This window comes from Paractinoplanes hotanensis (genome assembly GCF_023717965.1).
In the GTDB taxonomy this organism is placed as follows: domain Bacteria; phylum Actinomycetota; class Actinomycetes; order Mycobacteriales; family Micromonosporaceae; genus Actinoplanes; species Actinoplanes polyasparticus.
On record NZ_JAMQOL010000008.1, the window covers coordinates 12863 to 25617 of the forward strand.

Annotated in this window: 15 protein-coding genes; 6 read left to right on the forward strand and 9 right to left on the reverse strand. The window is 70.5% G+C overall.

Annotation, left to right across the window (positions count from 1 at the left end):
- Positions 1-9 precede the first annotated feature (9 nt).
- The 5 genes from LXN57_RS06120 to LXN57_RS06140 all read right to left on the reverse strand — a co-directional run bounded on the left by LXN57_RS06120 (position 10) and on the right by LXN57_RS06140 (position 3522).
- The gene (locus tag LXN57_RS06120; RefSeq protein ID WP_251797044.1) at positions 10-864 is read right to left on the reverse strand and encodes a PHP domain-containing protein; all 855 of its coding nucleotides are present in this window, start codon (positions 862-864) and stop codon (positions 10-12) included.
- Positions 865-966: 102 nt separating this feature from the next.
- The gene (locus tag LXN57_RS06125) at positions 967-1845 is read right to left on the reverse strand and encodes a PH domain-containing protein (RefSeq protein WP_251797045.1); all 879 of its coding nucleotides are present in this window, start codon (positions 1843-1845) and stop codon (positions 967-969) included.
- Between the two features lie 9 nt (positions 1846-1854).
- A complete protein-coding gene (locus LXN57_RS06130) occupies positions 1855-2013 on the reverse strand; it encodes a hypothetical protein (protein ID WP_166661190.1) in 159 nt (52 codons plus the stop codon).
- 116 nt (positions 2014-2129) lie between these two features.
- On the reverse strand, positions 2130-2840 hold the full coding sequence (locus LXN57_RS06135; RefSeq protein ID WP_322112170.1) for a DUF6758 family protein: 711 nt from the start codon (positions 2838-2840) through the stop codon (positions 2130-2132).
- Between the two features lie 49 nt (positions 2841-2889).
- Positions 2890-3522 carry a TrmH family RNA methyltransferase gene (locus LXN57_RS06140; protein ID WP_251797046.1) on the reverse strand — a complete coding sequence of 211 codons (633 nt, stop codon included), beginning with the start codon at positions 3520-3522 and terminating at the stop codon, positions 2890-2892.
- Positions 3523-3975: 453 nt separating this feature from the next.
- On the opposite strand from LXN57_RS06140, the gene trxA reads away from it, so the two are divergent.
- The 4 genes from trxA to LXN57_RS06160 all read left to right on the forward strand — a co-directional run bounded on the left by trxA (position 3976) and on the right by LXN57_RS06160 (position 7512).
- Positions 3976-4338 carry a thioredoxin gene (gene trxA / locus LXN57_RS06145; RefSeq protein WP_251797047.1) on the forward strand — a complete coding sequence of 121 codons (363 nt, stop codon included), beginning with the start codon at positions 3976-3978 and terminating at the stop codon, positions 4336-4338.
- A gap of 133 nt (positions 4339-4471) precedes the next feature.
- Positions 4472-6451 (forward strand): intein-containing Rv2578c family radical SAM protein, encoded by a 1980-nt coding sequence (locus LXN57_RS06150; protein WP_251797048.1) that lies wholly within the window; start codon positions 4472-4474, stop codon positions 6449-6451.
- Between the two features lie 14 nt (positions 6452-6465).
- Positions 6466-6873, forward strand: coding sequence for a CoA-binding protein (locus LXN57_RS06155; protein WP_221378544.1), 408 nt, complete (start codon positions 6466-6468; stop codon positions 6871-6873).
- Between the two features lie 120 nt (positions 6874-6993).
- Entirely contained in the window at positions 6994-7512 is a 519-nt protein-coding gene (locus LXN57_RS06160) for a DUF4190 domain-containing protein (protein WP_251797049.1), read from the forward strand.
- A 121-nt stretch (positions 7513-7633) separates the two neighbouring features.
- Here LXN57_RS06160 and LXN57_RS06165 read toward each other — a convergent pair whose 3' ends face one another.
- The 3 genes from LXN57_RS06165 to LXN57_RS06175 form a co-directional block, all read right to left on the reverse strand.
- A complete protein-coding gene (locus tag LXN57_RS06165) occupies positions 7634-8515 on the reverse strand; it encodes an SDR family NAD(P)-dependent oxidoreductase (protein ID WP_438872835.1) in 882 nt (293 codons plus the stop codon).
- Between the two features lie 140 nt (positions 8516-8655).
- Positions 8656-9297 carry a hypothetical protein gene (locus LXN57_RS06170; protein WP_251797050.1) on the reverse strand — a complete coding sequence of 214 codons (642 nt, stop codon included), beginning with the start codon at positions 9295-9297 and terminating at the stop codon, positions 8656-8658.
- A 98-nt stretch (positions 9298-9395) separates the two neighbouring features.
- Complete coding sequence (locus LXN57_RS06175) at positions 9396-10310, reverse strand: DMT family transporter (RefSeq protein ID WP_251797051.1); 915 nt, start codon at positions 10308-10310, stop codon at positions 9396-9398.
- Positions 10311-10446: 136 nt separating this feature from the next.
- On the opposite strand from LXN57_RS06175, the gene LXN57_RS06180 reads away from it, so the two are divergent.
- Positions 10447-11166: an HAD family hydrolase gene (locus tag LXN57_RS06180; protein WP_251797052.1), complete on the forward strand. Its 720-nt coding sequence runs from the start codon at positions 10447-10449 to the stop codon at positions 11164-11166.
- A gap of 60 nt (positions 11167-11226) precedes the next feature.
- The gene (locus tag LXN57_RS06185; protein ID WP_251797053.1) at positions 11227-11724 is read left to right on the forward strand and encodes a hypothetical protein; all 498 of its coding nucleotides are present in this window, start codon (positions 11227-11229) and stop codon (positions 11722-11724) included.
- A 136-nt stretch (positions 11725-11860) separates the two neighbouring features.
- Here the strand turns inward: LXN57_RS06185 and LXN57_RS06190 are convergent, their stop codons facing one another.
- Positions 11861-12733: a PhzF family phenazine biosynthesis protein gene (locus LXN57_RS06190; RefSeq protein ID WP_251797054.1), complete on the reverse strand. Its 873-nt coding sequence runs from the start codon at positions 12731-12733 to the stop codon at positions 11861-11863.
- Positions 12734-12755 lie beyond the last annotated feature (22 nt).

Genomic DNA, 12755 nt, shown 5'->3' on the forward strand with positions numbered 1-12755 from the left:
CGGCCGGCGTCACCCCAGCACGGGCACGCCGGTCGCGGCCGAGACGATCTTCTCGTACGCCTCGGGATCGGTCAGATAGTCGCCGAGCTGCACCGTCTTGTGCGTGCCGTGAAAGTCGGACGAGCCGGTGACCACGAGCCCGAGATCGCCGGCGAGCGCGCGAACGTGGGCCCGTTCGGCCGGTGAATGGTCCTCGTGGTCGGCTTCGAGCCCGAACAACCCGGCGTCCGCCAGCTCGATGATCAGCTCGTCGGGCACGACCCGCCCCCGCACCGTCGCCCTCGGGTGGGCAAAAACGGTCACCCCGCCCGCGGCCCGCACGGCTCGCACAGCCTCGAAGACATCAAGGTCCGATTTCGGTACGAAGTAACGAGCACCCAGCCACCGCGAAGCGAACGCCTCGCTGGTCGTCCGCACCAGCCCGGCCCGGATCAGCGCCTGGGCGATGTGCGGCCGCCCGACCGACCCGCCGGCGGCATAGCCGTACACCTCGTCCCAGGTGATCGGCACCCCGTCCGCGCTCAGCTTCCGGACGATCTTTTCGGCGCGCTGCTCGCGGTCGTTGCGCAGCCGGGCCAGGTCAGCGGCCAGGCGCGGCTCGGCCGGGTCGAACAGGTACGCCAGCATGTGCAGCGCGATCGGCCAGTCCTCAGCGCCCAGCCAACGGCAGGACAGCTCGGCCCCGCGTACCAGTCGCAGCCCTTCGGGACAAGCCTCGGCGGCCGCCTGCCACCCGCCGGTGGTGTCGTGGTCGGTGATCGCCATGACGTCGAGCCCGGCCGCCGCACCGGCACGAACCAGCTCGGCGGGGGTGAGCGTGCCGTCGCTGGCCGTGGAGTGGCAGTGCAGGTCGATTCGGGTCACCGCAAAACGCTACCGGCCCCGCGCCGCAAGCGGCCGCATCCCCGGCACGATCCCTTCATCACAGCCCGCCCGCGCGGAGTGGCAACCCGCCCCCGTACGCGATCAAGCGTCGTCGCCGTCGGTGTCCTTGCCCAGACGGGCCTCGACCGCCTGCGGCTCGTACATCTCCTCGACCACCCGCAGGTAGAGCTCGTTGGGGTTGGGAAGGTGCTTGACCTCGCGGAGGGCCTGATCCTGACCCGCGGACTCGAGCACGAACGTGCCGTAGCTCAGCAGGCGGCCCAGCGCGGACTGTTCGTACTTCATGTCGGTGACCCGGAGCAGCGGCATCATGGCCACCCGGCGGGTGATGATGCCGTTGACGACCATGACCCGCTTGTTGGTCAGGATGAAGCGGTCGAAATACCAGTCGAACACTTTCCAGGCGACCCAGCTGATCACCGCGAGCCAGATCAGCACGGCCACCGTGACCAGGCCGTTGATGTTCTGGCGGGTCAGGAAGCCGGCCAGGTAGCCCAGGGCGAGCGTGGCGCCGGCGCCGATGCCGAGTGGGGTGGAGAGGTGGATCCAGTGCCTCTTCCACTCGCCGCGGTAGCGCTCGGTCGGGAAGAGATAGCGGGCGACCAGTGTGGTCGGTTCGTCCTCGAGGGGCAGCACGCGACGGGGGCCGCCACCGCCCTCGGGACCCAGACCCTCGAGCTCCTCCTCGGTGAAGACGGGCGCTTCGTACTCGTCGCCGACGTCATCGTCGCGATAAGCCGTGCTGCGCGCGTAACCGGCGCTTTCGGAGTAGCCGGCGTCGGGCGAGTAGCCCGCATCGGGTGAGAAGCCGGGACCGTCCGAATAGGCGCCGCCACGGCGGCGCGCGTATTCGGGGTCCTCATCGAACGCCGGGTCGGTGAACCCGAAATTCTCGTCGTCGTCCCGAGGACGACCGGCGCCCTCGCCTCGAGGCTCGTGCGGCTCAGCTGGACCACCCATGTGGTGATGCTAAGCGACCAGGTTCGTGAAGAACGTGCCGAAGCCCCGGGCAATATCGGCGATCGTGCCCCCGAGGGACTCGAAAACCGATGCCGCCGAGTTGGGGTTGAAGGCGATGAAAAAGATCAAGAACGCGATACCAAGCCAGGTCAGAACCTTCTTGATCATGGCGGGCCTTCTCCTGTGGGTGCGGGTGACGGTCAGCGCCGCGGCAGTACTGACGGTATCAGCTTCGTAGCTCCGTGTGAACAATGTGGCCGAAAAGCCGATTCCATATCCGCAGGTCAAGGGCCAACTTGACTGGCCTTGCCCTGCAGGTACGGCGACGGCGCTCCGTACACCAGCTCGGACGGAACCCCCTCACAGAGGTCGTGCAGGACGACGTGCTCCGCGAGGAAGTAGCCCGCGCTTGCCGGCCACGCTACCGCATAGAGCCACATTCCTTTCGCCTCACTCACGTACGCGCTTCGATCTTCCGGCGACTTGACACACCACAGTGGAGTGGGATGTCCGCCGGCTCGGATCTTGGCGTGTGGTCCAGGGTGTCCGTTCCCTGCGGCGAGGGCCTCGGCAATGAGGTGACCTGGGTCGATGCTCGGAATACCGCCGAATCTGGTGCCCAGCCCGACGCCCGGTTGCTCGGCGATCAGCACGACGTCGGCCGGGCCACCGCCGAGCGGATCGGGGCCGCTGCAGGCGAGCGCGGTGGCGCGCACGCCCGTACGGTCGTCGCCCGCCCAGCCCACGCCGGTGACCATCCAACCGGGGGGCAACGGCCATGGACACCAGAACGGGGTCTTCTCGGCCGAGCCGGCCTGCCGGCGCAACATGCTGTCGATGATGTCGGTGTTGATGTGCTCCGCCACGTGGAAGGGCGGGACCTCACCACAGTTGTCGCAGCGCCAGTCCGTGTGCATCAGGTCGGGCTTGCGCACCTGTGCACCGCATCTGGGGCAACTCACTGTGACACCCACGCCTCCTACCGTGCGGCCCACGGCAGGCCGCGTCAAGCGGATCCGCAGAACCCGGGCCCATCAGCGAGATTCACCCGGGCGGGGGTCCCGCGTGCGCGCGAATCCAGGCGTGCATGGCGATGCCGCTGGCGACCCCGGCGTTGATCGAGCGGGTCGAGCCGTACTGGGCGATCGAGAACAGTTCGGCACAGGCCACACGGGCCGGCTCCGACAGGCCTGGACCCTCCTGGCCGAAGAGCAGGACGCAGCGCCTCGGAAGGGTGACGGTCTCCATCGGCCGCGAGCCCGGCAGGTTGTCGATGCCGATCACCGGCAGGTCCGCCTCGGCCGCCCAGGCGACGAACTCTTCGATGGTGGGGTGGTGGCGGACGTGCTGGTAACGGTCGGTGACCATGGCGCCGCGCCGGTTCCACCGCCGCAGCCCGACGATGTGCACCTCGGCGGCGAGAAAGGCGTTGGCGTTGCGCACCACTGTGCCGATGTTGAAGTCGTGCTGCCAGTTCTCGATGGCCACATGGAAGTCGTGCCGGCGAGTGTCCAGATCGGCGACGACGGCCTCGCGGCGCCAGTAGCGGTAACGGTCGACGACATTGCGCCGATCGCCGGCGGCCAGCAGCTCAGGGTCGTAGCGGGGGTCGTCGGGCCGGTCGCCCGCCCAGGGGCCCAATCCGACCTCGGCGGACTCGTCCTCGGCGGCAATCATGGGCGGTTACGCTACCCAACCGGGCGCACCGGGCGCGGAATCGGGTGGAGACGCAATGAGCGGCGGGGCCCTCCCCGGCACCCGCCGCCCACGCTTTGATACGGCAGAGTCTGCCTTACCCTGCGTATCGATGTGAAGGAAACTCGCTTGTGACACGGATCACATTTAACAATCCTTCCTATTACGTACGGCGATCGTGATCTCCGAGGTCAGCGGCGTGAACGGGCGATCATTCACGCCATGTCCGGAGCACCAACCGCAAAACGGGCGTCACAACTTGACTCGTAACGTTGAGCGCTCTCTTCACTAATCGTTACGATGAGTTGCCCAAACCCCACACCCCGTCCCGATTGGTGCTCCAGACCACGTGTCGTCCGGGCTCGCATCGGGAATGGCAGGCATGAAGGATGGGTTTCACCGCACGAATGCCAAATTCCCGTGGACGGAGACATCATGGCGACGACTGCGCTGACCGCTGAGAACTTCGACGAGGTCACCGGCAAGGACGGCATCGTCCTGGTCGACTTCTGGGCGAGCTGGTGCGGGCCGTGCGTCCGCTTCGCTCCGACCTACGAGCGGTCTTCCGAGAAGCACACCGACATCACCTTCGGCAAGGTCGACACCGAGGCCGAGCAGGCGCTCGCCGCGAAGTTCGACATCCGCTCGATCCCCACGATCATGGCGATCCGCGACGGCGTGATCGTCTTCTCCCAGCCGGGCGCTCTTCCCGAGTCCGCCCTGGAGAACCTGATCGAGCAGGTCGAGAAGCTGGACATGGACGACGTCCGTCAGCAGCTGGCCGCCCACAGCCACTGACCGCGCCCGTCATCCCTCGTCAGGCCCGCGAACCGGTTCGGTTCGCGGGCCTTCTCGTGCCCGCGGCGCGGCACCGGCGACACGCGGGAAGCTGACTGGACAAGCGGCTCGAACATGTGTTCGAATCCCTGCCATGCGATGGTCCAACCTGTCGGCCCCGACCGACGGCGACTCGCTCCTCGACAGGGCAGCGCCGGCGGCACCACCCCTGCCGTTGGCGCTGCCCGGCGCCGCTGTCCGCACGTTCGACACGCCCGGCTTCGCCGGCATGACGTTCTACGAGATCCAGGCCAAGAGCCTGATCAACCGTGTGCCCGGCGCGTCCCGCGTGCCCTTCGAGTGGACGATCAATCCCTATCGGGGCTGCTCCCACGCCTGCGCCTACTGCCTCTCCGGTGACACGCCGATCCTGCTCCCCGACGGCGCCACCCGGCGGCTGGCCGACCTGCGCCCGGGTGACGCGGTCATGGGCACGATGGGCGCCGGCTCCACCCGCCGCTACGTCCCCACCACGGTGCTCGACCACTGGTCGACCACGAAGGCCGCCTTCCGCGTCACCCTGGCCGACGGCACGCGCCTGGTGTCCAGCGGCGACCACCGGTTCCTCACCGACCGCGGCTGGCGGCACGTCAGCCCGGCCGAGGCCCACCAGCCCGCGCTGGCCGTGGGCGACCTGATGTTCGGGGTCGGCCACTTCGCCGAGCCGCCGAAAGAGTCGCCCGACTATCAGGCCGGCTTCCTCTGCGGGCTGGTCCGGGGCGACGCCGGCCTCATGCGCGGCGAGGCGTTCCGTGGTGACACCGCCGACGGGCCGGCCCGCACCGGCGACGCCTGGGCGCGCGCCGACGGCTACCTGCATGACGTTCCCCTCCAGGAGGCCCTGCGCTGGCCCGAGCTGCCCACTTCCGACTGGTACAGGGGCTTCCTGGCCGGCGCGTTCGGCTCGGTCGGCCGGGCCGACCGGCTGGCGGTCAGCTTCACCGGCCCCGACCGGCTCTTCCTGGCGCGGGTGACCGAGGCGCTCACCCACCTCGGCCTGCCCAGCCGCACCCCGGTGCGGGTGCGCGGCAGCGGGGGCACGGGCACGGGCACGGTCGAGATCGATCGCGACCTGTGGGCGGCTCTACGCTTCCGGCACCTCACCGGCGTCGTAGGGGCTCCGCTCGACGCTTCCGGGGTCGGCGTGCGCGCCGGGCGGCAGCTGGCTGTGGTCGACATCGAGGATCTCGGCCTCACCCTGCCGCTGTTCGACATCTCCACCGGCACGGGCGACTTCATCGCCGACGGCGTGGTCAGCCACAACTGCTTCGCCCGCCACACGCACAGCTACCTCGACCTCGACACCGGCCACGACTTCGACAGCAAGATCGTCGTCAAGGTCAACGCGGGCGAGCTGATCCGCCGTGAGCTGGCGGCCCCGCGGTGGTCCGGCGCGCCGATCGCCATGGGCACCAATGTCGACGTCTACCAGCGCGCCGAGGGCCGCTACCGGTTGATGCCCGAGATCCTGGCCGCCCTGCGTGACCACGCCAATCCGTTTTCGATCCTCACCAAGGGCACGCTGATTCTGCGCGACCTCGATCTGCTCACCCAGGCGGCCGAGGTCACCCGGGTCGGGCTCTCGTTCTCGGTCGGCTTCGTCGACGAGCAGGTCTGGCGGGCGGTCGAATCCGGCACCCCCAGCCCGCGCCGCCGGCTCGACGCGGTGCGCCGGCTCACCGACGCCGGTTTCGAGGTCAGCGTGCTGATGGCGCCGATCCTGCCCGGCCTCACCGACTCCGACGAGTCGATCGATCAGACGGTCGCGGCCATCGCGGCGGCCGGCGCCACCAGCGTGACCCCGCTTCCGCTGCACCTGCGCCCCGGCGCGCGGGAATGGTATGCGGCCTGGCTGACGAGCACCCGCCCCGAGCTGGCGCCGCGCTACCGCGAGCTGTACGGCAACGGGTCCTACGCGCCACAGGCCTACCAGCGTGAGGTCACCGCCCGGGTGCGCATGGCGGCCCGGCGACACGGCCTGCACCGCGCCGGGCCCGGCGAGGCCCGGGCGATCGATCCGGTGCCCGAAACCAGTCCGGAGGTGCGGGACGACCGGCAACTGACCTTGCTGTGACTACAGTCGATCGCATGAGGGATGCACAGCAGATCCTGGCCGAGGCGAACGTCATCGCCGTGGTCGGCGCGTCACGCGACCCGTTCAAGCCGGCCCACACGGTTCCGCTCCAGATGCTGCGGCACGGCTGGCGGATCATTCCGGTCAACCCGTTCGTCGACGAGGTCTTCGGGGTCAGGACGGTCCCGACGCTGGCCGACCTCGACGAGCCGGTCGACCTGGTCAACGTGTTCCGGCCCGCGCACGACGCGATCGAGGTGGTGCGGCAGGCGGTCGCGATCAAGGCGCCGGCGGTGTGGCTGCAGAGCGGCATCGTCTCGGCCGAGGCACGGCAGATCGCCGAGGAGGCCGGCCTCGACTACGTCGAAGACCGTTGCCTGGCCGTCGAGCGGGCCGTGGGCAGCCTGACGAAGCTGGCCTGAGAGCGGCGCCAGATCGGGCGGCGTCTGTCTCATTGCCGTCGCAACCTGCGGACACGTCCACCTATCGTGTTCTCTTCGGCGCCTCGGCTAGTACGGTGCCCGGGGAACGAGGAGGACTTGATGACTTACCCACCCGGCGGCACGCCGGATCCATATCAGCCGCAGCAGCCGTACGGGCAACAGCAGCCGCCGCCGTACGACCCGACCACGCCGTACTCGCCCGAGCCGTCCAGCGGGCAGCCGTACGGTTCGCAACCGTCCAGCGGGCAGCCTTACGGCCAGCCCTACGGTGCGCCGTCCAGCGGGCAGCCTTACGGCCAGCCGCCGCCGGCTTTCGGGCAGGACGCGTACAAGCAGCCGTACGGGCAGCCGGGCTACGGCCAGCCTTACGCGCCGGTCGCGACGACCAACACCATGGCGATCCTGGCCCTGGTGTTCGCGTTCGTCTTTCCGCCCGCCGGGATCGTCATGGGCCACGTCGCCAAGAAGCAGATCCGGCAGACCCACGAGCAGGGCGACGGCCTGGCCACCGCCGGTCTGTGGCTCAGCTACATCTTCACCAGCATCTACGTGCTGATCTGCGCCTTGTACGTGGTCATCGGCGTCATCGCCGTCGGCGCGTCCAGCACCAGCCCGTAACCAGCACGCGGCGCCGGTCGGCCGGTCACCTGGCCGACCGCGCGACAAACCACGCGCCGAGTGCCCGAGCGGTTCGGCCGGCTGGCCGAACCGCTCACCCTCGGGGTAGGCGGCGCCGGGCTCAGCGGAACTCGGCCTCGCGGACGCTGTTGCCGCCGTCGACCACCAGCATCTGACCGGTGATGTAGGAGGCGGCGGGCGAGCAGAGGAAGGCGATCGCGGCGGCCACCTCGTCGGGGGTGCCGGGGCGGCCGATCGGGGTGCCCAGACCCTGCTTGATCTCGGTCACCGTGGAGGCGGCCGTGTAGATCGTGCCGGGCGCCACGCAGTTGACGTTGACGCCGTCGGCCACCAGCTCCATGGCCAGCGCGCGGGTCAGGCCGACGACGCCGGCCTTGGCCGCCGCGTACGCCGCCTCGGTCGGAAGGGCGTTGACCGGGCCGGCCGTGGCCGACAGGTTGACGATGCGACCCCACCCCTGCTCGGCCATGCCACCCTGGAAGGCGCGGCTGCACAGGAACGCCGTACTCAGGTTCCGGTCGATCTCGGACTTCCACTCGTCGTACGTGAGCTGGGCGACCGGCCGCAGGATCTCGGGGTTGGCCCGGCTCGTCAGGCCGGCGTTGTTGACCAGCACCTCGACGTCACCGAGCTGGTCGGAGATGGCGTCGGCGAGGGCGCCCACCTCGGCCTCGTCGGTGAGGTCGGCGACGAAACCGGTGACGCTCAGCTCCGCCGCCCGTTCGTGAATGCGCCGGGTGGTCGACACGATCGCCACCCGCGCGCCGAGGTCGCGCAAACGGCGCGCCGTCGCATAACCGATCCCGTCCGGACTGCCAGCCCCCGTGACCAGGGCAACCTTGCCGTCCAGCCGCAACGTGACCGGCGCTTCCTGCGCCTCCGCAGCCTCCACCTGGACCCTCCACCTCTCCGACGACCTCCGGCCCGGATGCCGACGTTCGCTGCGGCGGTCCTTCCCCGGTACGCGAGACCGGGCGGACATCGCAGCCGGCGTGGCGCAGGCCCCGGGCCATCCTCTCAGTCCGTTTCCACCCGGGCAGCGCCAGGGACGCCATTCCTGCCTTCACTCACGGTTCCGCCCGAAGAGCCGACCCCGCCGGCGGCGTCGCGGAACGGGGCGGATCAGTCGTTGCGCGGGGTGGCGGTCGGGTTGGTCAGGGGGCGGACCGGAGCCTCCTGGAGGAAGAGCAACGGGGCCTCGGGGCCGTAGCGGGCAGGGATCTCGGTGCGCGCCTTGGCCAGGTCCTGCGTGCCGATCTCGACGCCGGCGCCGTCGTGGCGGGCGCCGACCGAGACGATGCGGATGCCGTTGTGGGTCCAGTAGGCGAGGTCGGCCAGCACCCGGTCGTGCCAGACCGCGAGGTCGACGGCCGAGTACGGGGCGTCGCGCACGATGATGCACGTGTCCTGGGCCGCCCGGCGAATGAACTCGTCGAAGGCCGCCGACGGGACGCGGTGGACGATCGCGCGGGTGTTCTCCTGATCGACTTCGAGGCCGGCGAAGCTGGCGCCGAACTCGGCGCGGCCGGCAGTGTCGATGCGGTCCATGGCTGCCTGGAGCTTGGCCGGCGTCACCGGCATGGCCACGCCGGCGACGGCCATCTGCTCGGGCAGGCGCAGGAACTCGCAGCCGGCGGTGCTCCAGCCGCCGGTCAGGCCGGGGCCGTCGGCGGGCTGCTCGCCGGCCGAGTCGGCGCAGCCGCCGATCACGAGGACCGCCGCCAGCACGGCGAGACAGCCGATCCGGAATCGAGACCTGTACATCGCATTCCCCCTCTCTACCCGGCACCGGCTTCTGCCGCCAGGCGCGCGCCCCGCTGGCTCAACGACCGAAAGCCCCGAACCGCGCAAATGGGAAGGGCTCAGTCGGGCAGGGCGGGGTCGACCGCGGGACGTGCGGCCCGGGCGGCACCGAGGATGAAGACCACGACGCCGGCCAGCAGCAGAGCCAGGCCGGGCAGGGCGGCCAGCCGGGGCTCCTGACCCAGCCACAGCCAGGCCAGCAGGGCCGCGCCGGGCACCTCGAGCAGGATCAGGACGCTGATCGTGGTGGCCGACGTCTGCTGGAGGGCGTAGCTGAACATCGAGTGGCCCAGCAGCTGGGCGCCCACGACCAGGGCCAGGATGGCGGCCCACGTGTGGTCGTCGTAGCCGGTCAGGTCGAGGCCGGCCGTCAGGCACACCACCAGCAGGATCACCGCGCAGGTGGTGTAGCAGATCCAGGTGTAGGTGGTCGTGCGCAGCTCCACCCGCGCCCGCTCGCCGAGCGCGGTGTAGACCGCGGCGAACACGCCGCCGAGCAGGGCCAGAACGTCGGCGAACACGGCCTGCGGGGAGACGCCGATGTCCGCGCCGGTAGCCCAGGCGGCGCCGGCCACGGCCAAGGCGATGCCGATCCAACCGGCAGTCGACGGACGCCGGCCCTGGGCGGCCGCGATCAGGCCCTGCCACACCGGCTGGGTCGCGACCAGCGCGGCCGCCGTCGCCACCGACCCGAGCTGGACGCTGGGCATCCACGTGGCGAAGTGGGCGGCCAGGGCCACACCGGCCAGCACGCCGAAGACCTTCGCCCGGCGGGAGGCCCCGGCGATCTCGGCGCGCCGGGGCCCGTACGTGATGGGGGTGAGGGCCAAGGCGGCCAGCGCGTTGCGCCAGAACGCGATGGCCAGGGCCGGAGCGGCCGCGAAGACGATCAGCGGTGCCGACGAGGAGACGGCGAGGACGGCGACCAGCAGCGCCAGGACGGTTGACAAACGAGCCGATGAGCGCTCATTCATCCCTGGCAGTCGCTTCTTGCGGACTGGTACGCCACAGTTTGCGAACCCCTATTGAACGGAAAGTGATGCTGTCGTTACAGTCACCGAGGTTTCCCGCCCCTTTCACCCCCCTCTATGCCCTGGGAGGCGTTTCGCCGTGCCCGCATACCGTGCGGTCGTGTTCGATTTCTTCGGCACGTTGACCCGATCTGTCCAGCGTGGCCCCCAGCATGCGGAAATCGCGCGATCTCTCGGCGCCGATCCCGAGGCGGTCAACGGTGTGCTCGACCGCACGTTCCGCGCCCGTGCCCGGGGCCGCTACGGATCCGCCGAGGCCACCCTACGGTTCGTGATCGAACAGGCCGGTGGTCGCCCCCGCACCGAGCAGTTGCGGGCGGGCGTCCCGGCCCGGGTCGACGCGCTCAAGGCCGACACCCGGCTCCGCGACGACGCGGTGAGCGCACTCGACGCAATCAAGCGCCGGGGCCTGGCCACCGCGCTGATCAGCGACTGCACGCACGAGTTGCCCGCGTTCCTGCCCAGCCTGCCGGTCGCGCCGCTGCTCGACACCACGGTCTTCTCCGTACGCCTCGGCTTCTGCAAACCCGATCCCCGCATCTACCTCGCCGCGTGCGAGCGGCTCGGCGTGGTTCCGGAAGACTGCCTCTACGTGGGCGACGGCGGCAGCCACGAGCTGACCGGCGCCGCCGCCGTGGGCATGACCCCGGTCCGGCTGGCCGCTCCCGACCTGGCCAACCATCTGGTCTTCGACGCCGACACCAACTTCGCCGGGCGTACGGTCCGCTCACTGACCGAACTGGTCGGGCTGGTCGACCGCTCCCGGATCGCCGGCACCCACCAGCGCGCGGCCGCCTGACCGCCTCCTCACCGCGGCCACAGTCGCCTCACCGACGCCGCGTCGTGCGAGGATGGCGCGGTGACTTCCGCGGTGCTCGAAGAGGCGCTCAAGAAGGCCGCGCTGGCCTGGATCGCCGTCGGCGACGGCCCGGCCCTGGCGCTGTGGGTGATGCCGCTCGACGGCACGCTGATCGTGCTCAGCGGCCCGGGCGAGCAGTTCGCGCCCGGCCTGGCCGAGGCGTCCCGCGCCACCGTGCGACTGCGTGGCGACAACGGCGGCCTCATCGTGATCACCGAGGCCGCCGTGGCCCGGCTGGCCCCCGGCAGCGAGGAGTGGGCCGAGGTCGCCCCGCAACTCGCGGCCAAGCGCCTGAACGCCTCGGGCACAGCCGACGAGGTCGCGAACCGCTGGGCCGCCTCGGGCTGCGCAGTCGTCCGCCTGACGCCGGTGGAAGACGCGCCGCCGGTCGCGGCGCCCGATCTACCCGCCGATTCGGGCGCCGCCGAACCCCGCGAGACCCCGGCCCGCGTCGAGACCCGCCGCCCGTTCCGCCTGCACAGAGTGAAGCGCCGCTAACCTGTGGATAACTCCGCGGCATCTGTGGACAACCCGATTCACCGGCTTGACACGGCGTAAGGTCCTCGCCGTTCCCCGAGGCGGGTGGGGGTTAGGGATGGCGGCCCGGCAGGTTCGAAAAATGCCTGGCCGGCGGCTATCCGATGAAGGGCGGCACGATGATTTCGCCCTTGGCGATCGGGCAGACGTGGCCGGCGACGGTGGCTGACGTCGCGAGCCCGCCGACGGCGGTGACGGTGCACTCCAGCCGGGACGGGCGCTTCATCTCGATGCCCTGATGCACGCGATAGGACGAGGTGCCATCGGGCGGCAGCAGGCCTGATGCGACCAGCCACAAACCCAGGCCGAGCGCGGCCGAGCCGGTGGCCGGGTCTTCGGGCACAGCGCCGCCGGGCACATAGACCCGGGAGTGCGCCTCCGACGTCTCTGCCGACCACGAGAAGACGCACAGGTCGGTCACGCCGGCCCGTTCCGCGGCCGGCAGGTCGATCCGCACATCGGCGAGGGCTTCACGCCGTACGGGAAGAAAGACCCAGTCGAGGCCGCAACCGGCTGAGCGGGGCGCGCCCTCGGCGTACGCGTCGTCGGTCAGACCGGCCAACTGCAGCAGGGGCGCCGGGTCGAGGGGGTCGCCCAAGCGTGGGGTTCCGCCGGTGAGCGTCGCCGCGCCCGCTTCGGTCACCGTGATCGGCAGCAGGCCCGCGCCGCACTCCTGCACCACCTCTCCCGGGGGAAACAGGCCGCGCCGCACGGAGGTCACCGCTGCGCCGACGCTGGGGTGGCCGGCGAACGGGAGCTCGGTTTCGGGTGTGAAGATGCGGGCGCGATAGGTGGCGGCCGGATCGGTCGGCGGAAGCACGAAAACGGTCTCAGCCAGGTTGAACTCGCGGGCCAGGGTGTGCATCTGGTCGCCGCCCAGGTCGGTGGCGTTGTAGACCACCGCGAGCGGGTTGCCCGCGAACGGCCGATCGGTGAACACGTCGACGATCTCGTACGCCACTCCTGACATGTCCGGACCCTAACCTAGGCTG

What these genes read in the sequence shown, in the direction of transcription:
- LXN57_RS06125 (WP_251797045.1), bottom strand. Translation starts at nt 1,845, where the DNA reads ATGGGTGGTCCAGCTGAGCCGCACGAGCCTCGAGGCGAGGGCGCCGGT.
- LXN57_RS06130 (WP_166661190.1), bottom strand. Translation starts at nt 2,013, where the DNA reads ATGATCAAGAAGGTTCTGACCTGGCTTGGTATCGCGTTCTTGATCTTT.
- LXN57_RS06140 (WP_251797046.1), bottom strand. Translation starts at nt 3,522, where the DNA reads ATGATTGCCGCCGAGGACGAGTCCGCCGAGGTCGGATTGGGCCCCTGG.
- trxA (WP_251797047.1), top strand. Translation starts at nt 3,976, where the DNA reads ATGGCGACGACTGCGCTGACCGCTGAGAACTTCGACGAGGTCACCGGC.
- LXN57_RS06150 (WP_251797048.1), top strand. Translation starts at nt 4,472, where the DNA reads ATGCGATGGTCCAACCTGTCGGCCCCGACCGACGGCGACTCGCTCCTC.
- LXN57_RS06155 (WP_221378544.1), top strand. Translation starts at nt 6,466, where the DNA reads ATGAGGGATGCACAGCAGATCCTGGCCGAGGCGAACGTCATCGCCGTG.
- LXN57_RS06160 (WP_251797049.1), top strand. Translation starts at nt 6,994, where the DNA reads ATGACTTACCCACCCGGCGGCACGCCGGATCCATATCAGCCGCAGCAG.
- LXN57_RS06165 (WP_438872835.1), bottom strand. Translation starts at nt 8,515, where the DNA reads ATGTCCGCCCGGTCTCGCGTACCGGGGAAGGACCGCCGCAGCGAACGT.
- LXN57_RS06170 (WP_251797050.1), bottom strand. Translation starts at nt 9,297, where the DNA reads ATGTACAGGTCTCGATTCCGGATCGGCTGTCTCGCCGTGCTGGCGGCG.
- LXN57_RS06175 (WP_251797051.1), bottom strand. Translation starts at nt 10,310, where the DNA reads ATGAATGAGCGCTCATCGGCTCGTTTGTCAACCGTCCTGGCGCTGCTG.
- LXN57_RS06190 (WP_251797054.1), bottom strand. Translation starts at nt 12,733, where the DNA reads ATGTCAGGAGTGGCGTACGAGATCGTCGACGTGTTCACCGATCGGCCG.